Origin of the sequence: Ferdinandcohnia sp. QZ13, assembly GCF_031324165.1 — a bacterium.
GTDB lineage: Bacteria > Bacillota > Bacilli > Bacillales > Bacillaceae_L > Ferdinandcohnia.
Window position 1 is genome coordinate 456,970 of the sequence record NZ_JAVIVW010000015.1, and the last position, 25,003, is coordinate 481,972.

Genomic DNA, 25,003 nt, shown 5'->3' on the forward strand with positions numbered 1-25,003 from the left:
CAAGCCAAACCCTGACAGAAGGCGTTTTTTGCCTTCCAAAGCGTTTGGCTTGTAACCTCGAGCTAATGCTTCCTATGTTTGACATCTGTAAATTCAAGTCAAAAAAGGGCAGAGATTTCATCTTCTGGCCCTTATTTCTTTGCAGTTATTAAAATTCGTTCTGAGGTCTCCTGAACATTCTCTGTAAAATCAGCACAAATATCTTGTACACGAAAACCTGTTTGTCCTAGCCAATTTCGATATGTTTCAATAGGAAAGGTACGCTGTTCGTGAAACTCGTCAAACCTTGTATAATCTTCATTATGTTCATTTTTCACAAAAAAGGAAAGTTCATGCTCGACACTATGAGGATTCTCCCCACTAAAACAATTCCAAATAAAACTGACCTTATCTTCAACACTCACAAACGGTCCGTTCATAAAAATGGAATCTATTTTATATACGGAATGGACATCGAATAGAAATAAACCATCTTCTTTTAGAAGCTGAAATGTATTTGCAAAAGTTTTCTGAACTTCTATTTCGGTCTGTAGATAGTTTAGGGAATCACAGAAAATCACAATCAGATCAAACGGCTCGAACCCTGAGATATCCAGCATGTTTTGCTGGTAAAATTCAACTTTTACACCGGCTTCCATTGCCTTGTGATTAGCAACCGTCAGCATATCTTCTGAAAGATCGACCCCGACAACCTCAAAACCTTCTTGGGCAAGTCTAATTGCAATTTCTCCCGTTCCACAGCCAATATCAAGAACACGCAGGCCACTCTTTTTAGGAAGTTGTGTTACTTTTTCCTTTACAAATGAAACCCATTGCTCATAATCTACATCACGCATCAGTTCATCATAGATATAGGCAAATTCACCATAACTCATAAACTTAGCACATCTTCAACTGTTTCCGTAGGCGCATCTCCCCAAAGACGTTCTAAATTATAATAGCTACGTTCGTCTTTATGGAAAACATGGACAATGACATCTCCGAGGTCGACAAGAACCCATCTTGCTTCATCAAATCCCTCAAGACGCTTAATATGAATACCATTTTCATCAGCTTTATCTTTTATCTCACGAGCAATAGCTTGCACCTGTTTTTCAGAATTTCCGTGGCAAATAAGAAAATAATCGGCTACCAATGATAACCCCTTCATATTTAAAGCAATGATATTTTCTGCGCGTTTATCGTCAGCTGCTTGAACTGCAAATGTTAAAATATCTCGTTCATTCACCTAGAATTCCCCCTTTTTCTTAATTAATCAAATGCGCCTTGGCGTATTTGCGCCCGATTTTTTTCGAGCTTGCTCGAAAATTTCCTTTGAAAAATCGTGGCATCTGCCGGAGGCTTAATTTTATTCAGCATAATTTAACCCACAACTTAATTGGTTATTCAGATTGCAAACATCCATCTATAAACGTTGTGAATTTCGGCTGGATAAAATTAATGAATTATATGTTCTCAATGTATCTGGGTAGATTGCTTGATTTTTTTTGGCTAAAAACATGATTGTATTGCTTAATGCATAAATTAGCGCATTGTCTAAATCCTGTTTTGCAAGTTCTCGACCTTCTTCTACACCTGGAAAATGTCTTCCTGGCTCTATATAATCGGCTACAAAAATAACCTTTTCAAGGAGGGTCATTTTTTCACGTCCAGATGTATGGAAACGAATTGCATCTAAAATTTCCTCATCCTCAATTCCTACTTCGGTCTTTACAAGATAGGCTCCAACGGGTGCATGCCAAAGCTCTGTATTATGAATCAATAAATCGGAAGGCATGTGTTGGTTGATGATGATTTGTTTCATTTCATCTTTAGGTCTAAACTTTGCATAATCATGAAAAATGGCAGCAATTTCGGCTTTTTTTACATCTGCATGATAGTGTTTTGATAGTTCGATTGCCGTCTCCATCACACCAAGTGTATGCTGATAACGGTGCTCTGTTAACTGTTCTTTGACTATCTCTAAAGCCTTTTCACGTTCCATATAAATGCTTCTCCTCTATATAGTTTCGTACTTTTTTAGGAAGTAAATACATTGTATTTCCCTTTTCTGATAACCTTTTTCGAATCATCGAAGACGAGATATCGAATTGGGGGATATCCACTTCTGTAATGGGATATTCTGTCGGAAATGAATAACCTGGTCTTTTGACTCCAACAAATGTAACCATATCAACAAGTTCATCAATTTTATGCCAATGTGGCAGATATTCGACCATATCTCCCCCAATGATAAAATAAAACTTTGTTTCTTCATATTTTTCACGTAATAATTTAATGGTGTCGTATGTATAAGAGGGTCCTTCTCTTTCCAGTTCAATCAATTGCAATTTAAATTTTGGCTGATCGGAAATGGCAAGAGAAAGCATTTCAACCCGCTCCTCATCGGTCACATAACTTTTACGTTCTTTATGTGGAGGGATATGATTAGGCATGAACCATACTTCAGAAAGATTTAATCTTGTTAATACCTCCGATGCTATGAATAGATGACCAATATGAGGTGGATCAAATGTACCACCGATGATTCCAATATGGTTCATTTATTTCCCTCCGAGTCTGATGAAAATGACGCATCGAACAGCAGAACTTCGACTAAGTACTGACATGTCCCGTGTAAAACGTCGAAGCCACCACATCCTGTGGAAGCGCGTTGGCTTGCTTTTGGAGTTCCTCACGTATTAACTGCATACGCTCCGGTACACAAAGCAGCACCTCCTTGAACTTTCGACACAGTCCTTTTCATCCTCCTTTTTGAATACCTATTTTGATTTTGGAAGCTCTAATTTCTTGTTTTCTTTTGATTCTTTGTAAAGCACAATTGTATTTCCAATGATCTGAACGAGTTCAGCTTTTGCACCCTTACTTAGCTCTTCGGCTACCGTATCACGGTCGTCCTCACAGTTTTGTAGGACACTGATTTTTAATAACTCACGCGCTTCAAGCGCGTCACTAATTTGTTTAATCATATTATCATTTACCCCGCCTTTTCCTACCTGAAAAATCGGGTCTAAATGATGAGCTTTTGAGCGCAAGAATCGTTTTTGTTTTCCTGTTAGCATGTTTTTCCTCCTAATAGCTTTGTTACAAGTCTTTCCATTCTATCTGTGTCCGGAAAAAGTCCTGTCCATTTTTCAAATGCTAGGGCACCTTGATAAACAAACATTCCAATTCCATTTTGAGTAATTGCTCCACGTTTAGCGGCTTCCTGTAGAAGCTTTGTGTCAAATGGATTATAAATAATATCACTAACAATCGTTTTTGGAGTGATATTTTCAAGTGAAAGAGGTATCTCATCAACATTGGGATGCATTCCCACAGAAGTCGTATTGACGATCACTTGATATTTTCCTAAATCCGCTTCTGCTTCTGCAAATCCCAATGCATGCGAATCAACTGGGAACTTACAATCATCTTTAATTGATTTCGCTCGCTCAACCGTACGATTTACAATATCGATATTTTTCACACCCATTGCAGCTAATGAAATAAAGATCCCTCTCGCTGCACCACCAGCACCGATTATCAATACCTTAGCAGAACATAATTCTTTATTACTAATCACTCGATTTAACGAACGGATAAATCCAGTTCCATCTGTATTATATCCAATTAATTTTCCATTCTCGTTGACAATCGTATTAACCGCGCCAATATTTGCCGCAACCTCTTCAACTTCATCTAAATATTCAATGACATCAATCTTATGCGGAATTGTGACATTAATACCTGCTATTCCAAGTGCTTTTATTCCTTCAATTGCGGCATTTACTCCATCTTGCGGTACATGGAATGCATGGTATCTTGCCTTAAGCTTATAATGTTCAAAAAGATCATTATGCATCATTGGTGACATTGAATGTGAGATTGGACTCCCGATTACCCCATAAACCTTTTCCATTTCCTCACCCGTAAACATCATTTTTTTCTATTCGTCATACTAGATTAACGACTTTCTTACAATTACTCCAACACCCTTTGGAACATGAGCGACAACCTTCGTATTGGGTACGTTAATCGTTACCCAGCCCAAGCCAGAGAAAACAACGTCTGTTTTCGCTTCTTTGATCATATATTCATGGGCAACTAGAGGTGGGAATTCATCTAGTTCATTCTTTCCTGGTGGCTGTAATAACTCACCTTTATGGTTATCATATAATTCATCCGCATTTTCAAGCTTGGTTCGATGGATATTCAACAAATTAGAGAAATGACAAACAAATGACTGCCTGTCCCCACTTACAAAATCAAATCGGGCTAATCCACCAAAAAACAAGGTCTGTCGTTCATTTAATTGAAAGACTTTTGGTTTAATTTCTTTTTTCGGCGTGATTACCTTTAAGTCTTGTTTTGAAACAAAATGTGCCATTTGATGGTGATTAATGATACCTGGAGTATCAAATAGAGAGTGTTCATCATCAAGTGGAATATCAATGATATCTAATGTTGTTCCAGGAAAGTGTGAAGTCGTAATGATGTCTTCCTTCTCCCCACTGAATTCCTTAATTAAGCGGTTTATAAAAGTTGATTTCCCAACATTTGTACAACCAACTACATACACATCTTTTCCCTCGCGATAATGCTCAATCGCATCTGCAACCTCTTCAATTCCAGTGCCTTTTTCTGCACTAATTAAAAAGACATCAACAGGTTTCAGTCCCAATTCGCGGGATGATTCTTTCATCCAGTTAATGAGTTTCTTAGGCTTCACTGATTTCGGTAGCAAGTCGACTTTATTACCCACTAATAATATATTGTTGTTGCCTACAAAACGATGAAGACCAGGTAACCAACTACCATTAAAATCAAATATATCAACAATTTTCACGATTAATGCATCGGTAGAACCAATTCCGTGTAGGATTTTTAAAAAGTCATCATCCGTTAACGAAACATCTTGTACTTCATTATAATGTTTTAATTTAAAACATCGTTGACAAATGACTTTATCCTTCTCTAAAGAAGAAGGTGGTGCATATCCTAATTTTGTTTTGTCTGCCGTTTGGATTTCAACTCCACAGCCAATACAGCTAATCTTTTCTTGTTCCACTCTATTTATCCTCCCAATAAAGCATCCCGCGACGCTTCATCCAACTCAGTATTCTTCTTTCTACAAAGCGATTAAACTTTGTGAAAAATCCATCTGTTTGCGCAACAGGAACAACTAGAATGGTATGTAGGCCACAGCGGTTACCACCTAATACATCAGTAAGGAGCTGGTCACCAATCACAACAACCTCATCCTTATGTAAATTCATTTCCCTTATTGCACGTTCAAAAGCTCGTATCAAAGGTTTTCTGGCCTGATAAATATACGGAATTCCTAACGGATCAGCAAATTCTTTTACTCTTGGCTCATGATTATTTGAGACAATTGTAACAGTTATGCCATTTTTCTTAAGGTCATTAAACCATTCTACAAGCTTAGGTGTTGCACTTGGACGGTCCCATTCAACTAATGTATTATCTAAATCAGTTATTACCCCTTTTATTCCTAATTCCTTAAGCTTACTTGGAGAAATCTCAAAAACGGATTTCACATGTTCATTTGGTAAAAATTTCTTTAACAATATGTTTACACCTCACCGGATTTCTTCCTTTTCTATACCTATCCTATCATAACGGAATAAAGCTATTTTCACAAAATCTAATACGTCAAATTTCGTCATAGATTTTGCAGTTTTTATAAAATAAAAAAAGTTTTCGACAAAAGTCAGTAAATTTCAACAGTTGTGGATAAACTTATACACATTTTACACATTGATATACATAGATTTCCAAAAATTATAAACAAAATACTCACAAGTTATCCACTATTCCCTGTGGATAACAGAACGGTTGTTCTATTATTTTTTTCGTGATAGAGTTATCTTACCAACTAAGAATAACGTATTAGTATATGACAACAAAAGATGAAAAAGAACGAATTACGCTTATAAATTTTTAGGAGGTGAATAGCCAACTTTTGGCTCAATACTATGAAAAAATTATCAGATGACTTGTTAATTGAATCTTATTTTAAAGCTATAAAATTAAAGTTAAGTTCTGATTTTATTCACCTTATTGAAACTGAAATTAAACGAAGATCATTAGGACATAGGATTAGAAATATATCATAATGTATGATATTTGTAAAAGAGCCGATAGAGGCTCTTTTTTTCTTAATGCCTAACTCCAAGCACCTTTCTTAGTTAAGTGTACCTAAGACTTCACCCATTTTAATATTAATAGATGAACTAATTTCAGGGCTAATCGTAAAACGATCTTTTTCAAATAAAAGAATAACGGTTGAACCAAATGAGAAATACGCGATTTCCTCCCCTTTTTTCACAATGTCACTTCTATGGGTTGTTTCTATACTATTGACAAACATTGCTCCCACCTTGACCACAGCAACATATGAGTTATTTGCACGTATTTCTGTTATTTTCCGATAATTTTTGGATAAAGGATCTTTTCCATATTTTAACCCGAGACGATTGACCGGATACGATTTCAATCCCAATTCCCATTGCTTTTTGATGACTCCAGAAATTGGACTATGAATTCGATGATAATGGCTTGGACTTAAATATAGAATAACAAAGGTACCACCTATATATTTAGCGAGTGAATCTTCATCTCCAAGCATTTCTTGAATGGAATAATGTTTATTTTTTACAATCATTTCCTTATTTGTGGTAATCATACCGGTCTCTTCAATAACAGCATCGACAGGGCTGATAACTGTATTTTCGTTTGAATCTATGCGTCTGCTGTCTATTTTCAGCTGTCTAACAAAAAGGTCATGAAGGGTTACAAAATCCGATAAGTTTTTTTCCATTTCTGCTTGGTTAATATTGTATATTTTCGCATAACTCGGAATAAGTATAGCACTAACTCTTGATTGTGAAAATTTTCTTAAAAGCGCCGAAGAAAGGCGATGGTTCGTTAATTCTATAAAGAAACGGTAGAGCCACTTCTGCAAATCTAATTCCCCCTAAAAAATACAATTTCTCTTTGACTATACACATTTGAACGAATAAAATAAGATTATTAAAGCAATACTATCTTATTTTATTGATTTTTATTAACTATTACAAAGACTTTTTAAAAATCCTCTAAAGAAAGGAGTGAAGAAATGTTTTTATTAGATTATATAGATTCAACCCTAAAAAAGCTTAAAACACAAACCGCCAATATACTTACATTAATCAACCTTAGCTTAGGTGGTTTTTCCATATTATTTGTTTTAAAGAATGAATTAAACTTAAGCTTATTACTTATCTTTTTAGCTGCCCTTGCCGATCGTTTTGATGGAATGGTTGCAAGAAAGTTTCAAATCGAATCAGAGCTCGGAAAACAACTGGACTCGATGTGTGATATTATATCATTCGGAGTTGCACCTGCGCTTCTTTTATACCAAGGGATCATCTATGAGTTCGGTGCTCCAGGGATGTTTTTCACCGTTTTCTATATCGGATGTGGAGCTTTTCGTTTAGCAAAATTCAACATTAGTGAAAATAAAGGCTTCTTTGTAGGCTTACCAATAACAGCTGCTGGCTGTCTATTAACGTTAAGCTTCCTAGCAATCCCTTATGTATCTCCACAATTTTTCATTTACCTCATCATCATTCTTTCTTTCCTTATGGTTGGAACATTTAAATTAAAGAAAGTATAAAAAAAACCTATCCACTCTTTTTCATGTGGATAGGTTTTTTTCTCATTTCGTTAACTCTAAAAATTCTTCTACATCTTTAACAGAAAGCTTTACAGCCTTTTCCCAGAAATCACGTTTTGCTAAATCAACGCCTAAATGTTTGGCAGCGAGGTCTTCCACCTTCATGCTTGCTGTATCCTTTAGGAGTGCGATGTACTTCTCTTCATAGTCTGTACCCTCTTCTAACGCCTTTTCATAAATTCCGAGAGAGAATAAATATCCAAACGTATATGGGAAGTTATAAAAAGGTACACCTGTAATATAGAAATGCATCTTGGATGCCCAAAATTGAGGATGATATTCATTTAATGCCCCACAATAGGCTTCCTTCTGTGCTTCGAGCATTAGTTCATTGAGACGTTCTGCACTTACAATGCCTTGCTTGCGCTCCTCATAAAATCTTGTCTCAAATAGGAAGCGAGCGTGAATATTCATATAAAAGGCAACACTTCTTTGAATTTTATCCTCTAATAAAGCAATTTTTTCTTCTTTGGACTTCGCATTTTTTACGGAAGCATCCGCGACAATCATTTCTGCAAAAGTCGATGCAGTCTCTGCTACGTTCATGGCATAGCTGCGGTTTAATGTATGAACACCAGCCATTGCATGCTGATGGAATGCATGGCCAAGCTCATGAGCAAGAGTCGACACATTTGAAGGTGTTCCAGAGAAGGTCATAAAGATTCTTGATTGATCACTTTCAGGAAAGCTTGTGCAAAAACCGCCAGGACGTTTTCCAGGTCGATCTTCAGCTTCAATCCAGCTATCTTCAAACGCTTTTTGTGTAAATGAAGTAAGCTTAGGACCAAACTTACCAAATTGTTCCAAAATAAATTCAGCACCTTCTTGATAAGTTACCTTGCTTTCCGTTTGGCCTACAGGTGCATCAAGGTCGTACCAGCTTAGTCCTTCAAGACCTAATAACTCTGCTTTGCGGTTTAAATAGTCCACGAACGGAGCTTTATTTTCAGTAATAACAGTCCACATCGTGTTGAGCGTTTCTTTAGACATTCTGTTAATATCAAGCGGCTCTCCGAGAACGTTTTCCCATCCACGTGCTTTATATACATTTAGACGGAACCCACCAAGATGATTTAAAGCTTCACCAATATAATCTGAATGCTTCTCCCATGCTTTTTCCCATTCCACAAACATTGATTTACGGACATTGCGATCAGAGCTTGAAAACTTGTTAAATGCTTGGCCGACTGACAGCTGTTTTGTTTCACCATTTTCTTCAAACGGTATCTTGATATTACCAACGACCATATTATAAAGCTGCCCCCATGAATGGTATCCATCAACACCTAAAGCATTTATTAAGCTTTCCTGTTCTAGAGAAAGTTTTTCTTTTGCTCTTGTTCTTCTTTCCTCTAAAACATATGATAATTCATTTAAAGGCTCTTCTGATAAAAGTTCATCCCATACCGGTTGCTCGATAGCGACGAGTTTTTGATCAAAGGCGGTTAAAATGGATTGAAGCTCGCTACTTAACTGCGTTGTTTTTCCTTGTAACAGGCTAGCACCACGGTCAGAAGTATCCTGAGCGGTTAAACAACTTACAAACGCTCCAGCCTGACGAAGCTTTTTAAAAGCGGATTGAAATGCATTCAATATGTGCACTAAACCTTCTTTATCCTTTACATTTGTAGGAACTTGAAATTGGTCTACTAATGCATTAAATTCAGTTAGCTCCTTCTGTAATGCCTCCAAAAAGGAATCAAAAGCTGGAGAACTGCTTCCACCTTCAAAAAATACATCTAAATCCCATTGTTGCTCATATGTACGTGTGCTCACATTTATTTCCCCCTTCTTAATTATTTAGACCCACTAAATAATTCACACCATTCATTATAAAGGGATTTTTAAAAAACTTCTATCATTTTAGATATTTCAAAAACGAATTCTCGTCTTTTTTCTTTATTTGCATTAAATTCCACTTTTAGTGGCAAACTTAGGAAAAAGCTCGGAGCTGTCTGTTATGAAAAAGCATCCTATTCAAAATTATCTTGACAAATTTAAAAGTTCTAAATTGGATCCCGAACAATATCCTGAAAAATCAGCTGAAAAGGATATTAAAATAAAGAGTCAAGAAATTAATTTAGATCTTCAAATGAACATATCAACATTAGAAAAGCTTTATTCACTTCCTGACAACAATGATGTGAAAATCCATAATTTCATTATAAATGGAATGAATAAAAAAGCAGCCGTTTTGTTTATTTCAACGATTACCGATGTTGACATGATTAGTGAGCATATTATTGAACCATTGTTACGTAATGAAGATCCAGAAAAAGACGTTCAAAATATCATTCAGGTTCAATCATTTACTCAAGTTCAATTAATAAAAGATATTGTAAATAGTGCTAATCAAGGAAACACAATATTACTAATTGATGGTCAAACAAAAGCATTTGCGATAGGAACGGCTAATTTCCAAAGTAGATCCGTTGAAAAAGCAGAAAATGAGGTTGTCGTTAAAGGTCCAAAAGAAGCTTTTAACGAAAAAGCGGATACGAACATTTCATTAATTCGAAAAAAAATCAGAAGTGAAAATTTAATTGTCGAAAGCACAACGATTTCAAAACGCTCAAATAATGAACTTTTTATCCTTTATATAAAGGATCTTACCAATGAAAAAATGATAAAAAACATTAAAGAAAGAGTTAGTTCATTAGATGCTGACGCCATTCAAAATCTTTCTCTTTTAGAACAATACATAGAAGAAAGACCGAAATCAATCTTTCCTAGTACTTTATATACCGAAAGACCTGATCGGGCTTCTTCATTTTTAGAGGATGGATATGTTGTTTTACTAATGAATAACTCACCAGCTGCTTTAATACTACCCGCTACTTTTTGGTCCTTTATACATAACCCTGAGGACCACTATTTGCGTTTTATATATGGAAATTTCATTCGAATTCTACGAGTATGTGCATTGTTTATAACAGTATTTGGATCTGCTATTTATGTTTCCATTACCAACTACCATTCTGAAATGGTTCCGACTGATCTCTTATTAGCCATTTCGGCAACCCGTGAAAAAGTTCCTTTCCCTTCCCTTATTGAAATATTAATGATGGAAATTGCCTTTGAGCTAATAAGGGAAGCGGGACTCCGAGTTCCTAATCCAATTGGACCAACAATCGGGATTGTCGGAGCATTAATTTTAGGACAAGCAGCGGTTCAGGCAAATATTGTTAGTCCAATTGTGGTCATTGTCGTGGCATTAGGGGGACTATGTTCATTTACACTAAGTGATGTGAGCATGAATTTTGCCATTAGAATTATTCGATTTGCTTTTATACTCGCGGCTGGTTTATTTGGTATTTATGGCATGACAGCTTTGTTTACGGTAGGAATCACATATATGGTGTCAATAAAATCTTTTGGCGTTCCTTACTTATCACCAATGTCACCGAAGTATATTTCTTCTAACGATACAATCATTAGAAAAATGCTCAAAAGTGAAAGAATTCGTCCTGGTTATTTAAAACCAAAGGACGTCATCAAAAAGGCAGAGGAATAAGCTATGGAGCAATCAAGAGGAAAAATTGGAATAAGAGAATACGTAGCTATGGTCATATTAGTGGTTGGTGTGAAACTTTCAGATGACACACCATCCATTTTAGTGGACTACCTAGACAACGCATATTGGATGGCTCCTCTTCTAATGGGAATAGAGTCGATTATTCCAATCTATTTGACAATCAAAGTCATTACAGCTTATAAGAATAAAAATTTGCATGATGTCATCCGTCACCTATTTGGTAAATATATTGGCACAATCTTATCATGTATTCTATTAGTTACTTCTTTTATCAGTTTTACTTATGATTCAGCCATTTATGTGGATATCATCGGTACTATGTATTTTACTCAAACCCCGTATTTGATTATTTATACTGTGTTAATGTTTGTTTGTGCATATTGCGCCAAGAAAGGGATTGAACATATCGGTACTATTTCGTGGTTAGTGCTGTTCTATATAAAACTTTCCTTGATCATCGCCCTACTTTTAGCACTGAAAGAAAGTAGCCTTGCCTTTATTTTCCCAATTTTAGGTCCTGGCTCCTTAGAGGTAATAAAAAAGAGCACTACACATGTATCCCTGTTTGTAGAGTTTTTTTTTATGGGATTAATTGCACCCTATCTTGTATCCGCTAAGGCGTTTAAAAAAGGGACTTGGATTGCATTCGTCATAATTGTCATTGAAATGACCTTAGCATTTCTTATTTATTTATTTGTATTTGATTTTGAAGGTTTAAAAATGCTTGATTATCCTTACCAGGAGTTAATCCGCTTGATTAGAGTCGGATTTTTAACAAATATTGAAACGTTTTTCTTTCCATTTTGGATTATAGCTGCATTTATTCGGTTTACTGTTTATTTATATTTGGTTTGCGTATTTTTGGGAGGGATTTGTAATATCAAAAACTTTGAATACTTACCCCCTACAATTGCCACGATTATCGTTATTTTGGGGTTAGGTCCTGAAGCTCCTACATTTACAGTCTTTAAAATACGAGAGACTTTATTACACATCCTAAGTCCAATGTTTCTTTTTTTTCCTTTCCTTATGTGGTTGATAGCAAAAATCAGAGGGGATTTGAAACATGAAAAAACAAGCCAAAATAATTAAATTTTCCTTCCTTTTTACAATACTATTCATTTCGGTTGGCTGTTGGAATAAACAGGAAATTGATGAAAGAGCGTATGTGCTTGGCATAGGTCTAGATAAATCCGATGTTAAAGGATTTTTAAAAATCACGTATTTAATATCAAATCCAGAGGCCGGATCCACACAACAAGGTGGCGGAAGCAATGAACCCTCACATGAGATTATCACGTTGAATGCCTCAAGTTTTATTCAATCGGAAAACTTAGCAAATGCCGTAATCGCGAAGTCGATTACATATGATATATTAGACTTCTTTGTAGTCTCAGAAGAACTTGCAAGGGATAAGGATTTTATTCGATATATCTATGATGGAACTAAGGACCGTGATGTTAGACGCGATTCAAAACTTATTGTTACAAAGGAAGAGGCAAGTACATTTATCGAACGAAATCAACCTAAGCTTGAAACAAGAAGACATGAGTATTTTGAAACAATTTTTAACAATGCAACTAAAATCGGCTTTATACCAAATTCTGAAATCAACAATTTTTTCAGAATTACAGAAGCAGACGCTGATCTTTATATTTCTGCCTATGCCACGACTGAACAGGACAAGAGTACAGCAAAGAGAAATGAGGATGCTGATTTAATCGCAGGTAAAATGAAGGTAACTGGAAAAACAAACCCTGCTCAGTTTCTTGGTTCTGCAGTCTTTAAAGAGGGACAAATGATTGGAATTCTTTCAGTACAAGAAACTCGAATAACCCAAATGTTAAATAAATGGATGTTAAAACCTAGCTTTTTAGTCACACTTCCCGATCCATTTATGAAAAATTACTGGATAACGGCACGTTTCACACAAATAAAACCTCCAAAGATCACGGTGGATGTTTCGAAACCGGCACCAAAAATCATTGTTAACCTTCCAATTGAAGTTGCAATTTTAACAGACCACAGCATGGTCAATTATGCAGATGAGGAGGATAAAAGAGAAGAATTAAAGAAGCATATATCCAGTGACTTTGAAAAACGAATATATGATTTAATTAAACGAACTCAAGAAGAATTTAAAGCCGATCTCTTTGGCTTTTCACTATTTGCAAGGAAGCATTTCTTAACCGTTCCACAGTGGGAAAGCTATGATTGGATGAAAGCATACCCCACTGCAGATATTAGCGTAATAGTCGATATTAGATTTGACGAATTTGGGCGACAATCGAAATTACCTAGTTATGAAAGGATAAGAGATTAAGCGATGAATTTATTTATTTACCTGATGATGACAATCCTTTTTGCCTATACGACCGGGTTCTCCATTTCCCTCTGGAAGGATAAGAACAAACCCGGTTCAATCGTTGTTTTTGGATTAGCTTTGGTTGTAGCTGTTGCACCTTTTTTTACGATTTTAAAATAGAATAATTCTATAAATTAAGGCTGATGGTGTAGTGGAAAATGGTCTTTTTTACTATCATCAGCTTTTTTCTATCGGACAGACACAAGCAAGCACCTTTCCTCATAACATTAAGTAATGGGCAAATGCCTAGAGCATGTAGTGTAATAAACATACATACACTACGATTTATGTGGAGGTGAGCGAATGTCTGGACTGTTAGCAGCATTAGGCTATTTTGTAAAAGAATTATTATTTTTAGTATCCTATGTGAAAAATAATGCTTTTCCTCAACCGTTATCATCTTCTGATGAGAAGAAATACTTACAATTATTGGCCGAGGGGAATGAACATGCTCGGAATGTGTTGATTGAACATAATTTAAGGTTGGTCGCTCATATAGTTAAAAAATTCGAAAACACCGGTGAGGACACAGAGGATCTGATTTCAATTGGAACCATAGGGTTAATTAAGGCAATCGAAAGCTATTCTCAAGGTAAAGGAACAAAATTAGCTACGTATGCTGCACGCTGTATAGAAAACGAAATCCTGATGCACCTAAGAGCTTTAAAGAAGACGAAAAAGGATGTTTCTCTGCATGATCCGATTGGTCAGGATAAAGAAGGCAATGAAATTAGTTTAATTGATGTTCTGAAATCAGAAACAGAAGATGTGATTGAAACAATCCAATTAAATATGGAGCTTGAGAAAATCAAAGAATATATTGATGTTCTTGATGACAGAGAAAAAGAGGTCATTGTGGGTAGGTTTGGACTTGATTTATCAAAGGAAAAAACACAACGTGAGATTGCAAAAGAGTTGGGCATCTCAAGAAGCTATGTATCACGCATTGAAAAGCGTGCCTTGATGAAAATGTTCCATGAGTTTTATCGGGCCGAGAAAGAAAAAAGAAGATCATAAGAAAAGCGCTAAGCGCGCCCGCCTATCGGCGACAAGCATAAGACGAGCGCTGACAGAAGGCGCATTTTGCCTTCCAAAGCGATTGTCTTAGACCAAAGAGCCGATGGCGCCTGGAGCTAGACATCGAAAACTACGTAAAAATTTTATACTTTCTAATCTTATAAAAAACGGTGGATTGCACATTTATTTGCAATCCACTGTTTACTTTATTTTATAAATCAACACTTACTTCAGTTCCAATAATTATTGCAATAACAGACGTGATCACAATCCCCATAACGATCATAAACATCTTTATCATCCTCCATCAAAGAGATGTACTTCTTACTTTTACTTTACCACTTACATACTGTGTAAACGTTATCCACTTTTGAACATTGTGTTAAAGAAATTTGACAAAATTAAGGCATTCATACAAAGCAAAAGGGCGCCCTAGTTGGCGCCCCTATTGCTGACTATTTATTATGCTTTGTAAATAAAATAGTAAAAATCAGTACATGAACCGATAGCATTCGTAACTCCTCCTATCATTCAAATTCGTTAGGTGGAATCCTTCTCCACAGATAACCAAGCTACAATCGGACAGATTTTCATTAACATTTTCATTCTCCTCTCTTCCTTTTATTTTTTGTTGATTAGAATAAGCGCATCATTGAATATTGACGTTCCTTCATTTCTTCCATAAGCTTATTGACTCTTTCCTCACGTTGATACTCTTCAATTGATTTTTCACGCTTTGATATGGAGATCGTTAAAAAGAATAAATTGATGGTCATTATTTTTCACCTCCTTAATTAATAAATCGGGTAAATCTCTGTAGGAAAAAAGACATAAAAAGGCCACAGGCATACTAGTCCTGTGGCGTTAAATGGCATAATAAAGCCACAGGCGAACTATTCCACCTGTGGCATGATTAACGTATCTTTAAAATTAAAAATTAATCACCGGTATGGTCGAATAGATTGTTACATATAAAGTTTTTGTGTTTGTCATGTCAATAGATACTTTCATCATTTTATTCGACCTCCTTTTAGAATTAATTTTTTCCTACTGTGGTAATTATAACCAATATTGCTGCTTATGTAAACACTTTTTTTGTAAAAAAAATCCTTCACCTTAAATTTAGGTGAAGGACTATTGTTCTTCGAATTGTTTTTTATATTTAGTAACTAATAAGAAAAAGGTAAACGCCAAGCATAAAAGAATGAATGTTGAACCCATCATTATATAAATTTGATACGGAGAACGTTCCTCCGGTATGAGAACACCGATATATAAAAATACACTTAGCACAAGAAGGATGTAACCGTAATTGGTGAAATCTTTAATTTTATTACGCAGGTTTTTATATTGTTTATCTCGATCCATCTTGAATCACACCTACCTAACTAGTAAACTTCCATCCTATGATAACATACATTGAAAGTGCGAGCAGAATGTAAATTTTAGCAGTATCATTCAACAAAAATAAACCTCCAACCTGGATTTAGGCTAGAGGCAGCACTTTATTATTGTAAGCTTTGTTCAAGATCTTCAATTAGGTCTTCGGCATCTTCTAAACCTACTGATATACGGACAAGTCCATCACCTATACCTAGTTCTTCTCTACGATCTTTTGGAATAGAAGCATGTGTCATTTTTGCTGGAACAGAGATTAAGCTTTCAACAGCCCCAAGGCTTTCTGCCAAAGTAAAGTATTTAACCTTACTTAGTAGCTTATCAGCATTCTCAGCACTCCCAACATCAAAGGAAACCATTCCACCAAACCCTTTTGCTTGAGCCTTAGCGATTGCATGATTTGGATGTGTCTCTATACCCGGATAGAACACCTTTTTAACCGCAGGATGGTTTTGTAGGAAATCCACAATTTTTCGTGTGTTTTCTTCATGCTCCTCCATCCGGACTCCCAGTGTGCGTATCCCACGAATCAATAACCAAGAATCCTGAGGACCAAGTACCCCACCTGTTGAGTTTTGAACAAAGTGTAAGTCCTCACCTAATTTTGCTGAATTTACAACAACAAGACCTGCGACTACATCGCTGTGCCCACCAATATATTTAGTTGCACTGTGTAGTACGATATCGGCACCAAGTGCAATTGGATTTTGCCAATATGGAGTGCTAAAGGTGTTATCTACAATGGTTAAAAGATTTTGCTTTTTGGCAATTTCAGCAGCACCCTTAATATCTGTAATTTTTAATAACGGATTTGTTGGTGATTCGATATAAATTGCTCTCGTATTTTCACGAATTTCACCTTCAATATTTTCAAGGTTGCTTGTATCAACAAAAGTTGAATCAATGCCTAAGCGGTTAAGAACTTTTGTCATCACTCGATATGTTCCACCGTATACATCATCCGTTAAAATGACATGGTCACCGCTGTTAAACAACATCATTACAGCCGTGATTGCAGCCATACCAGAGCCAAAAGCAAATCCTCTTTCTCCACCTTCTATATCCTTTATCAATTCTTCCAGGGCATGTCTAGTTGGATTTCCAGTTCGTGAGTATTCAAACCCCTTATGACCGCCGATTCCTTCTTGTTTATACGTACTAACTTGGTAAATTGGTGTATTAACTGCACCAGTCTGTGGATCCTCGCCTACTCCACCGTGGATAAGTAACGTTTTACGTTTCATTCCTATATCCCACCTTCATATATTTTTTTGCTTAAATAACGCTCACTGCTATCCGGAAAGATCACAAGGATGTGTGATCCAGGCTTTGCTTGTTCTGCTTCTATTAATGCCGCATGAAGGGCAGCACCGGATGAACTACCAACAAGCAATCCTTCCAAACGTGCCATTTCCTTCACCCGGTTAAAAGCATCCTCATCCGAAATGGTGTGAATGGAATCGAAATAGGACGTATCCATATAGCCTGGAAGAAATTCCATGCCAATCCCTTCCGTTTTATGTGGTCCAGATTCACCACCATTTAAAATGGATCCAACGGGCTCAACAATCACTGTTTTTATGGAGTGATTCATTTCTTTTAGATACTTCGCTGTCCCCATAAACGTCCCACCTGTCCCGGCACCAGCTACAAACATATCAATTTGTCCCTCAAGCTGCTGCCAAATTTCAGGTCCAATCGTTTTATAATACGTATCTGGATTTGCTGGGTTTGCAAATTGCTGTGGACAATAGGAATTTGGTATTTCATTAAGAAGCTCGTTAGCCTTCTCAATCGCACCCGTCATCCCGGCCTCTGTTGGCGTATTGATGACGGTTGCCCCTAATGCCTTCATCAATTCTTGTTTTTCAGTGGAAAACTTCTCTGGTACACAAAGAATCACTTTAACATTGCGGTTGATTGCTGCAAGTGCAAGTCCAATCCCAGTATTCCCAGCAGTAGGTTCAATGACTGTTCCTCCTTCGGTTAACTGACCTGTTGCAAAAGCATGTTGAAGAAGTTCGACTCCTAATCGATCCTTGATACTTCCGCCGGGATTAAAGAATTCAAGCTTTGCAAAAAGACGAACCCCATTTCGTAATGGAAATTTCGTAATTTCTACTATCGGAGTATTTCCGATTAGCTCATGGACATTTCGATACACTTGCATGACAAATCCTCCGTTACTTTGATCTATTTATTTCCTCTACCATTCGTTCTACAACTTTAGAAGAATTTACTGCAGCGGTTTGCAGGAACTGTTCAAACGACACATCTGATTCTTTACCTGCAATATCAGATAAGGCACGAATGACAACAAATGGCACATCAAATTGATGACATACCTGTGCCACCGCCGCTGCTTCCATTTCCACTGCATATAAATCACCAAATTTTTGACTAACAAACGAAACACGTTCAGGGTCATTCATAAAGGAATCACCTGTTGCAATTAATCCAGTTACAACCTGTACATCTGTGATTCCTTCACCACTTTTTTCGGCTAACTCAATTAGTTTTTGATCCGCTTTAAAGGCAGCAGGCAACCCTGGTACTTGCCCATATTCATAATCAAAAGCAGTAACATCTACATCATGATGTCTAACCTCTGATGAAATTACAATGTCACCTACATTAAGAGTTTTTAAGTGCCCACCTGCTGAACCGGTATTCACCACATAATCTGGTTTGAATTGTGATAATAAAATCGTTGTTGAAATTGCGGCATTCACTTTACCGATCCCAGACTTAAGTAAAATCACATCATAGCCATTGAGGGTTCCAGTGTAGAACACACTTCCAGCAATTGTAGTTTCCTGTTTATTTTCAATTTTCTCCCGTAAAATGGTTACTTCTTCATCCATTGCTCCGATAATTGCTACTTTCATAAGTACGTATCACCTTTCATTTTTTTTACTGTTTTGTCGCCTCCATCACCCATACAAAATGATTAAAACGTGTAAATTCAACGATAAAACCATTTTGTTTTGCAATTTCTTTTAAAACAGGAATAGTTGTGTAATATTCCGTTTCTAAATCATTTGCTAGATTCAAGAAGCCTTTTTGTGTTGCGGACTCAATCGTCATTGTATATTCTTGTTTATTTTCGAACATCGTATCCGCAAACACTATTTTACCACCTTTTCCAAGGATGTTTCTATATTGGGAAAAAGCCTGGTTTTTCTCGCTATCATTTAAGTGGTGGAAGGCGTACGTACTAACGATTGTATCAATACTATCATTAGGTTTTTTAAAATCGATAAAATCCCCATCTTCAATTGTTAGAGAATAGTTTTGAAGCTTTTCCTTCGCAATTTCTCGCATGGGTACGGAGGGTTCAATACCATATACTTTCTTATTCTCATCAAGTAGTTTTTGAGTAAGGTTGCCAGTACCCACTCCAAACTCCAAAACGGTGTGACCAGATTTTTGTACAACATCATTTAGAATATCGTCATATCGTAAAAATACTTCCTGATATTCCACATCATTTCCAGTTACTGTGTGATCATATGAGTTTGCCCAACCTTCAAAAACCTCTAAAAACTCTCGCCCCATTTTTCTCACTCTCCACCATAATATATTATTCCTATCAGTATACTATGAATTTAAAAAAGAACTGTTCTCAATTTACCATATTCATCTTATTTTTTCAATTCATCTTCTTTAAAAAAAGGCAAAAAAAAACGCAGGATTACCTACGTTTTAATTAATCATTATCTTCATTTTCATCAGGTTCTGATTTTTTATAGTCTTTGTATGTCGGAGTGTCATTTTCCTTTAATTCTTCAATTTTTGTTGGTTTCCATCCTTCATTCGGAATCCAATCTAAGTAAACTTTTTGAACTTGTTTTGTAGTTTTTGAAGAGACAGTTGCAGTAATGGAATTTTCTCCATTTCTTCCTAACCACCAAACGACCATATCTGAACGATCAAAACCAGTTGCATAACTTGCGGCCATCTCCATTTCATTTCGGTCAACCGAGTCTTTCGTATAATCAATACTATGAGGCTCCGCCTGTGTAGTACCAATTGGTTTCCACGCTGAATTAACAATTGATTTCAAGATATTTGATTCCGGGTCACCCTCTGTTTCAACAACAGCATCATCAGATTCTGGTTCTTTTTGCTCATTGTTCGTTTCCTCAGTGGATTTTTCCTTTGATGTTTGATCATCCGGTTTGTCAGTTGTTTGTTCTTTTTCTTGCTCTTTGTCCTGTGAATCATCCGAGGCCGCTTTTCCCTCATTGTCTGCGGGTTGGTTCGTTTGATTTGAAGACACCGATTCATCTACATTTTTGTCTCCAAAAATGAGCTTTCCACCAAAAAAGACAATCAAAACCACAACAAGGACAATTAAAATATTTAAAATCCGATTTACCTTTTTTCGTTTCGCTCTTCTTTCTGATCGAGGCCCTTCATATAGTTTGTCTAAATCATACCCCATTTTACAGTACCTCCTAAAAACGACTTACTCATTCAACTATCTTCTTATTCTAGCATGTGTGAACGAAAGGTTGAAGAGATTTCTTTATTAGTCGTTCGATTTGGTACCTTTTTCCTGTTCAATTTGATATATTCCTTTGACAATTTCATAAAAGATTGAATTGGCCACAGACTGAGAGCCTGCCTGCTCCAAATCGACTACTACAAGTGCGTATTTAGGACTTTCAAACGGAAAATATCCGGCAAACCAACTGTTAACAAGGCCAACTTCTCCTTGTTTTTTTCCTGTTTCAGCTGTTCCTGATTTACCGGCCACTTGATAAGGGAGGTCGGAAAACCGTTGTCCAGTTCCAGATGTAACCACTCCACGAAGCAATTCCTGGAGTCTGCTAGCTGTATAGGGAGCAATCTTCGGTCCTTCCATGTCCTGTTTTGAAAAAGAAAATAAGGTTGTACCGTTTTTATATAACACATCACTAACAGTTCGAACTTCTTTTTTTGAACCTCCCCGTGCAATGGTTGCCATCATATTCGCGATACCTAATGGTGTGACCCTCACATCCTTTTGCCCAATCGCAGTCTGGGCAATCGCCTTCTGAACATTTTTATCCTTTTCATCCGTCCAAATTCGACCATTATATTCATTTGGAATCTGCTTGAAATCCTGAAAACGAAACACATCGCCATTCCAGCCAACTGGTCCAAGTAAGCCCAGCATTTCGGAATACTGTTCAATTACATCTTGGTCCTTCTGTAACATCTCTTGCGCCAGGGTAGCAAATGTGTAATTACAGCTTTTTGCAAAGCTGTTATGGAAATTTAGCATCCCATGTGGATATTCGGCTTGCCCTTCCCCATACAAATCTTTGTCGCAATTAAACATTCTATCATTTGAGATTTGCTGTTGTTCGATTGCAGCTGCAGCAATTACCGTCTTAAAGACAGAACCAGGGAATTGTGGCATGATCATTTGATTTTGGGCACTGCCATCCTCAAACGGATTAGACGAATTAATATCTGGTTTACTAACCATGGCAAGTAGATCATTGGATTCTACATCAAGCAGGACAATTCCGCCTTTTTTCAAACCATTCTTATCAAGAATTTCTTCCGCCAAAAGTTGTAAATCTTTATCCAAGGTTGTTTGAATGGCGACCGGGTAATATGGATTTGCTGGCGCTGTGTATTTAACATCAATGCCAAATAAAGGTCCACCGTCCCCTGCCACATGATATAAAAGTTTCGCCTCTCCTTCCGGCAAAAGGAATTCATCAAACGTAGATTGCAAACCAGTAATTCCTAGTTTTGTATTCTGAGGTAAATAGGTTTTCTCAGGATAACGCTTTTGGAATAAATCCTTATTCTCTCTTATTAGCCCAATTAAATGTTCTGCAATATCATGATCAAGTTCATATTGACGATGGACCGCAAAGACACCTGGAATTTGGAGATTGTTAATTTTGTTCATTTGCGTTTCAGTTAATTCTATGGGCTTGTCTCCACCAACGATTACCGGTTTTTTTGCATCCTCAATTTCTTTTTTTAAGGTAGTTGCGGAAACATTTACGATTTCTGCGACTTGCTCTGCTGGCCATTCAATGTTTTTTAAAAAAGGAAACAATACAAGTGTTGGATAATACTCATGGGTTAATGCTTTTTTATTGCGGTCGATAAATCGCCCACGGCCTTGGTCTATTACAAGTTCTTGTGTTCGCTGCGATACACTCGCTTCAATTAAATTTATATCATGATTCGTAAAGGATTCAGTACTCACGAGTTGCAATTGCATAAGTCTGCCGATTAACCCTGTTAAAGTTAAAAGGATAACGATTATGATGATAATTGCACGTTTTTTAATTACCATAGAAAAACACCTCGTCTACAGTTTCGACGAGGTGTCATACTATTTATACCTATAGAGATTGTTCAAAATCCATGTAAAAGTGACAATATTAGTCAATTTTTGTGATTTCAACAAGCATATCTCCACCTGGAGTTTGAACCGTTACTTTCTCTCCAACATGTTTTCCAAGTAGGCTTTTTGCGATTGGAGAGTCATTTGAAATTTTACCTTCAAACGGATCGGCTTCGGCACTTCCCACAATCGTGTAGGTTTCTTCTTCCCCATCCGGAAGCTCAATAAAGGTTACTGTTTTTCCTAATGAAACCTTACCAGCGCTGTCAGCATCTTCTTCAATAATTTTTGCATTTCGAATCATATTTTCAATTGTTGTAATACGTCCTTCAACAAATGCTTGTTCATCCTTCGCTGAATCATACTCTGAGTTCTCAGAAAGATCTCCAAAACTTCTTGCTATTTTAATACGCTCTACAACTTCTTTACGCTTTACTGTTTTTAAATGTTCTAATTCCTGCTCTAATTTTTGTTTTCCTTCTAATGTCATTGGAAATACTTTCTCTACCATAATCCCTTCACTCCTTGTAGTCGTTACAATCCCCCTGTGATTGCTTTACATATGTAGTACGAATTGTTTTCTTTTTAGTATAGTAAGGAAAGGAATGGCAGGGAATTTCTACCATTCCTTTCCTTATAATTTGTACTATCATAACATCGTTTTCTCTGTTATGTTATTACAAAATGACATTTTGTTCAAGAATAGTTTGAATTTTTGTTACCATTAAGTCAATTGCAACGTGATTTTGCCCACCTTCAGGGATGATGATGTCAGCATATCGCTTCGTTGGTTCACAGAATTGATTATGCATTGGACGGACCACCGTTTCATATTGCTCAATAACAGATTCCAACGTTCGACCACGATCTTTAATATCCCGTAGCATTCTCCGGATAATACGGATATCGGCATCTGTGTCAACGAATAGCTTTATATCCATTAAATCTCGTAGTCGCTCATCTTCAAGAACGAGAATTCCCTCTAAAATAATAACATCCTTTGGTTCAACGTGAATGACTTCAGAAGACCTTGTATGAAATTTATAGTCATAAACCGGCTTACTTATACCTTTGTAATCAAGAAGATTTTTAATATGTTCAATGAGTAAATCATTATCAAAAGCTAACGGATGGTCATAATTTGTATTTAATCTTTCTTGAAAAGGCATATGGCTTTGATCTTTATAATATGAATCTTGCTCGATCATTAAGATTGAGTGACCCGTAAAATGCTCAAATATGGCTTTTGATACACTTGTTTTTCCAGATCCTGAGCCTCCAGCAATGCCAATGACAATTGGCTTCTTGCTCATCTTACTTCCCCTTTCGCATCATGTTTTTCGGATATACAGGCTTGTCTACTTTAAACGAAACAATTTGCAATGGATGTTTTGCAGCATCAATCTCGTTTCCGTCCTCATCCCAAATCGCCTCAACTGTTTGTGTAAAGTTATCAATTTCAGGGCCGAAAAACTCAACCTGGTCTCCTTTTTTAAAGTAATTTCGCTGCTGTAACGTTACAATCCCTGATTCCTTATCATAGTCTAACACCAGACCAGCAAAATCATAAGTTGTTTTTTTACTATGAGTGCCATACATTTGTTCTTTTACACCAGGAACTCCTTCAAAGAAGGCAGGCGCAGTCTCACGATTCGCACATTTATCAAGCTCTTTAAGCCACTCTTTATTGATGACAAAATTGTCAGGGTCGGCACTATATGCATCAATCACTTTTCGATAAACACTTACTACCGTTGCGATATAGTGAATCGATTTCATTCGTCCTTCAATTTTCAAACTGTCAATTCCCAATTCAATCATTCGTGGAATTGATTCAATAAGCTTTAAGTCTTTTGGACTCATCGCAAAAGGGGCGTCCTTCTCATCAAATAGGGCTACTTCATTTTCATTTTCATCTAGTTTGAATAAATCGTAATCCCATCTGCATGACTGGCAGCAGCCACCACGGTTGGAATCGCGAGCTGTCATATGATTACTTAATGTACAACGACCAGAATAAGCAATACACATAGCACCATGTACGAATGTTTCGATTTCGATATCGACTTTTTCCTTCATTTCTTTAATCTCTTCAGCACTCGTTTCACGTGCTAGTACGACACGTTCTAACCCTTCTTCCTTCCAAAATTGAACAGCCTTCCAGTTGGAGAGGGATTGCTGTGTGCTTAGATGTACTTCCATTTTTGGAGCGACTCGTTTACATGTTTCAATAATAAGAGGGTCTGCTACGATGATACCTGAAACTCCAGCTTTTTCAAGCCCCATTAGATATTCATCTATTCCATCCATGTTTTCGTTATGGGCATATATATTTGTAGTCACATAGATTTTGGCACCATATTTGTTAGCGAATTCTACACCTTCTGCGATTTCTTCTAGTGTAAAATTATCAGCGTTGGAACGTAGTCCATATTCTTGACCACCAATAAAAACAGCATCTGCACCATAGTGAACAGCAATTTTTAATTTTTCCAGGTTACCTGCAGGTGCAAGCAATTCTGGCTTCTTGATAATTACACGTTTGCCGTCTACTATTTTTGAAATTGGTTCTCTTTCAACTGCTGTTGACATGCATTTTCCTCCTCT

General features: G+C 36.6%; 28 protein-coding genes. 7 read left to right on the forward strand and 21 right to left on the reverse strand.

The window, feature by feature from the left end; all coding sequences use genetic code 11:
- Window positions 1-131: 131 nt before the first annotated feature.
- The 8 genes from RGU12_RS16005 to RGU12_RS16040 all read right to left on the reverse strand — a co-directional run bounded on the left by RGU12_RS16005 (window position 132) and on the right by RGU12_RS16040 (window position 5,570).
- The gene (locus RGU12_RS16005; protein WP_309536956.1) at window positions 132-875 is read right to left on the reverse strand and encodes a class I SAM-dependent DNA methyltransferase; all 744 of its coding nucleotides are present in this window, start codon (window positions 873-875) and stop codon (window positions 132-134) included.
- Complete coding sequence (gene rsfS, locus RGU12_RS16010) at window positions 872-1,228, reverse strand: ribosome silencing factor (RefSeq protein WP_309536957.1); 357 nt, start codon at window positions 1,226-1,228, stop codon at window positions 872-874. Before rsfS ends, RGU12_RS16005 begins: the two co-directional genes overlap by 4 nt.
- A 177-nt stretch (window positions 1,229-1,405) precedes the next feature.
- Window positions 1,406-1,984, reverse strand: coding sequence for a bis(5'-nucleosyl)-tetraphosphatase (symmetrical) YqeK (gene yqeK, locus RGU12_RS16015; RefSeq protein ID WP_309536958.1), 579 nt, complete (start codon window positions 1,982-1,984; stop codon window positions 1,406-1,408).
- Window positions 1,974-2,543 (reverse strand): nicotinate-nucleotide adenylyltransferase, encoded by a 570-nt coding sequence (locus RGU12_RS16020; RefSeq protein WP_309536959.1) that lies wholly within the window; start codon window positions 2,541-2,543, stop codon window positions 1,974-1,976. The genes yqeK and RGU12_RS16020 overlap by 11 nt, the downstream gene beginning before the upstream one ends.
- A gap of 219 nt (window positions 2,544-2,762) precedes the next feature.
- Entirely contained in the window at window positions 2,763-3,062 is a 300-nt protein-coding gene (gene yhbY, locus RGU12_RS16025; protein WP_116351553.1) for a ribosome assembly RNA-binding protein YhbY, read from the reverse strand.
- Window positions 3,056-3,901 (reverse strand): shikimate dehydrogenase, encoded by an 846-nt coding sequence (gene aroE, locus RGU12_RS16030; protein WP_309536960.1) that lies wholly within the window; start codon window positions 3,899-3,901, stop codon window positions 3,056-3,058. The genes yhbY and aroE overlap by 7 nt, the downstream gene beginning before the upstream one ends.
- A 39-nt stretch (window positions 3,902-3,940) precedes the next feature.
- Window positions 3,941-5,050 carry a ribosome biogenesis GTPase YqeH gene (gene yqeH, locus RGU12_RS16035; RefSeq protein WP_309536961.1) on the reverse strand — a complete coding sequence of 370 codons (1,110 nt, stop codon included), beginning with the start codon at window positions 5,048-5,050 and terminating at the stop codon, window positions 3,941-3,943.
- Between the two features lies 1 nt (window position 5,051).
- Complete coding sequence (locus tag RGU12_RS16040; RefSeq protein WP_309536962.1) at window positions 5,052-5,570, reverse strand: YqeG family HAD IIIA-type phosphatase; 519 nt, start codon at window positions 5,568-5,570, stop codon at window positions 5,052-5,054.
- Window positions 5,571-5,978: 408 nt separating this feature from the next.
- Here RGU12_RS16040 and RGU12_RS16045 point away from each other — a divergent pair, with 408 nt between their 5' ends.
- Window positions 5,979-6,119, forward strand: coding sequence for a sporulation histidine kinase inhibitor Sda (locus tag RGU12_RS16045; protein WP_116351556.1), 141 nt, complete (start codon window positions 5,979-5,981; stop codon window positions 6,117-6,119).
- Window positions 6,120-6,187: 68 nt separating this feature from the next.
- On the opposite strand, the gene RGU12_RS16050 is transcribed toward RGU12_RS16045, so the two are convergent.
- Window positions 6,188-6,967, reverse strand: a complete 780-nt coding sequence (locus tag RGU12_RS16050) for a phosphatidylserine decarboxylase (RefSeq protein ID WP_309536963.1) — start codon at window positions 6,965-6,967, stop codon at window positions 6,188-6,190.
- Window positions 6,968-7,120: 153 nt separating this feature from the next.
- On the opposite strand from RGU12_RS16050, the gene pssA reads away from it, so the two are divergent.
- The gene (gene pssA / locus RGU12_RS16055) at window positions 7,121-7,660 is read left to right on the forward strand and encodes a CDP-diacylglycerol--serine O-phosphatidyltransferase (protein WP_309536964.1); all 540 of its coding nucleotides are present in this window, start codon (window positions 7,121-7,123) and stop codon (window positions 7,658-7,660) included.
- A 42-nt stretch (window positions 7,661-7,702) separates the two neighbouring features.
- Here pssA and RGU12_RS16060 read toward each other — a convergent pair whose 3' ends face one another.
- Window positions 7,703-9,496: a M3 family oligoendopeptidase gene (locus RGU12_RS16060; protein WP_309536965.1), complete on the reverse strand. Its 1,794-nt coding sequence runs from the start codon at window positions 9,494-9,496 to the stop codon at window positions 7,703-7,705.
- Between the two features lie 184 nt (window positions 9,497-9,680).
- Between RGU12_RS16060 and RGU12_RS16065 the strand changes: the two genes are divergently transcribed.
- The 5 genes from RGU12_RS16065 to sigK all read left to right on the forward strand — a co-directional run bounded on the left by RGU12_RS16065 (window position 9,681) and on the right by sigK (window position 14,637).
- Window positions 9,681-11,234, forward strand: coding sequence for a spore germination protein (locus RGU12_RS16065; RefSeq protein WP_309536966.1), 1,554 nt, complete (start codon window positions 9,681-9,683; stop codon window positions 11,232-11,234).
- A 3-nt stretch (window positions 11,235-11,237) separates the two neighbouring features.
- The gene (locus RGU12_RS16070; RefSeq protein ID WP_309536967.1) at window positions 11,238-12,347 is read left to right on the forward strand and encodes a GerAB/ArcD/ProY family transporter; all 1,110 of its coding nucleotides are present in this window, start codon (window positions 11,238-11,240) and stop codon (window positions 12,345-12,347) included.
- Window positions 12,322-13,578, forward strand: a complete 1,257-nt coding sequence (locus RGU12_RS16075) for a Ger(x)C family spore germination protein (RefSeq protein WP_309536968.1) — start codon at window positions 12,322-12,324, stop codon at window positions 13,576-13,578. The genes RGU12_RS16070 and RGU12_RS16075 overlap by 26 nt, the downstream gene beginning before the upstream one ends.
- 3 nt (window positions 13,579-13,581) lie before the next feature.
- A complete protein-coding gene (locus RGU12_RS16080) occupies window positions 13,582-13,740 on the forward strand; it encodes a hypothetical protein (protein ID WP_309536969.1) in 159 nt (52 codons plus the stop codon).
- A 183-nt stretch (window positions 13,741-13,923) separates the two neighbouring features.
- The gene (gene sigK, locus RGU12_RS16085; RefSeq protein WP_309536970.1) at window positions 13,924-14,637 is read left to right on the forward strand and encodes an RNA polymerase sporulation sigma factor SigK; all 714 of its coding nucleotides are present in this window, start codon (window positions 13,924-13,926) and stop codon (window positions 14,635-14,637) included.
- A 635-nt stretch (window positions 14,638-15,272) separates the two neighbouring features.
- Here the strand turns inward: sigK and RGU12_RS16090 are convergent.
- The 11 genes from RGU12_RS16090 to RGU12_RS16140 form a co-directional block, all read right to left on the reverse strand.
- On the reverse strand, window positions 15,273-15,413 hold the full coding sequence (locus RGU12_RS16090) for a YrzI family small protein (RefSeq protein WP_116351568.1): 141 nt from the start codon (window positions 15,411-15,413) through the stop codon (window positions 15,273-15,275).
- A 358-nt stretch (window positions 15,414-15,771) separates the two neighbouring features.
- Window positions 15,772-16,005 carry a YrhC family protein gene (locus RGU12_RS16095; RefSeq protein WP_309536971.1) on the reverse strand — a complete coding sequence of 78 codons (234 nt, stop codon included), beginning with the start codon at window positions 16,003-16,005 and terminating at the stop codon, window positions 15,772-15,774.
- 140 nt (window positions 16,006-16,145) lie between these two features.
- Window positions 16,146-17,279, reverse strand: coding sequence for a bifunctional cystathionine gamma-lyase/homocysteine desulfhydrase (locus RGU12_RS16100; RefSeq protein WP_309536972.1), 1,134 nt, complete (start codon window positions 17,277-17,279; stop codon window positions 16,146-16,148).
- 2 nt (window positions 17,280-17,281) lie between these two features.
- A complete protein-coding gene (locus tag RGU12_RS16105) occupies window positions 17,282-18,205 on the reverse strand; it encodes a PLP-dependent cysteine synthase family protein (protein ID WP_309536973.1) in 924 nt (307 codons plus the stop codon).
- A gap of 13 nt (window positions 18,206-18,218) precedes the next feature.
- Window positions 18,219-18,923 (reverse strand): 5'-methylthioadenosine/S-adenosylhomocysteine nucleosidase, encoded by a 705-nt coding sequence (gene mtnN, locus RGU12_RS16110; RefSeq protein WP_309536974.1) that lies wholly within the window; start codon window positions 18,921-18,923, stop codon window positions 18,219-18,221.
- A gap of 25 nt (window positions 18,924-18,948) precedes the next feature.
- The gene (locus RGU12_RS16115; RefSeq protein ID WP_309536975.1) at window positions 18,949-19,593 is read right to left on the reverse strand and encodes a class I SAM-dependent methyltransferase; all 645 of its coding nucleotides are present in this window, start codon (window positions 19,591-19,593) and stop codon (window positions 18,949-18,951) included.
- A gap of 151 nt (window positions 19,594-19,744) precedes the next feature.
- Entirely contained in the window at window positions 19,745-20,482 is a 738-nt protein-coding gene (locus RGU12_RS16120; RefSeq protein WP_309536976.1) for a YrrS family protein, read from the reverse strand.
- An 87-nt stretch (window positions 20,483-20,569) separates the two neighbouring features.
- Window positions 20,570-22,345, reverse strand: coding sequence for a peptidoglycan D,D-transpeptidase FtsI family protein (locus RGU12_RS16125; protein ID WP_309536977.1), 1,776 nt, complete (start codon window positions 22,343-22,345; stop codon window positions 20,570-20,572).
- Between the two features lie 88 nt (window positions 22,346-22,433).
- Complete coding sequence (gene greA / locus RGU12_RS16130) at window positions 22,434-22,910, reverse strand: transcription elongation factor GreA (protein ID WP_116351576.1); 477 nt, start codon at window positions 22,908-22,910, stop codon at window positions 22,434-22,436.
- A gap of 163 nt (window positions 22,911-23,073) precedes the next feature.
- Complete coding sequence (gene udk / locus RGU12_RS16135; protein WP_116351577.1) at window positions 23,074-23,709, reverse strand: uridine kinase; 636 nt, start codon at window positions 23,707-23,709, stop codon at window positions 23,074-23,076.
- 1 nt (window position 23,710) lies between these two features.
- Complete coding sequence (locus tag RGU12_RS16140; protein WP_309536978.1) at window positions 23,711-24,988, reverse strand: peptidase U32 family protein; 1,278 nt, start codon at window positions 24,986-24,988, stop codon at window positions 23,711-23,713.
- Between the last annotated feature and the right edge of the window lie 15 nt (window positions 24,989-25,003).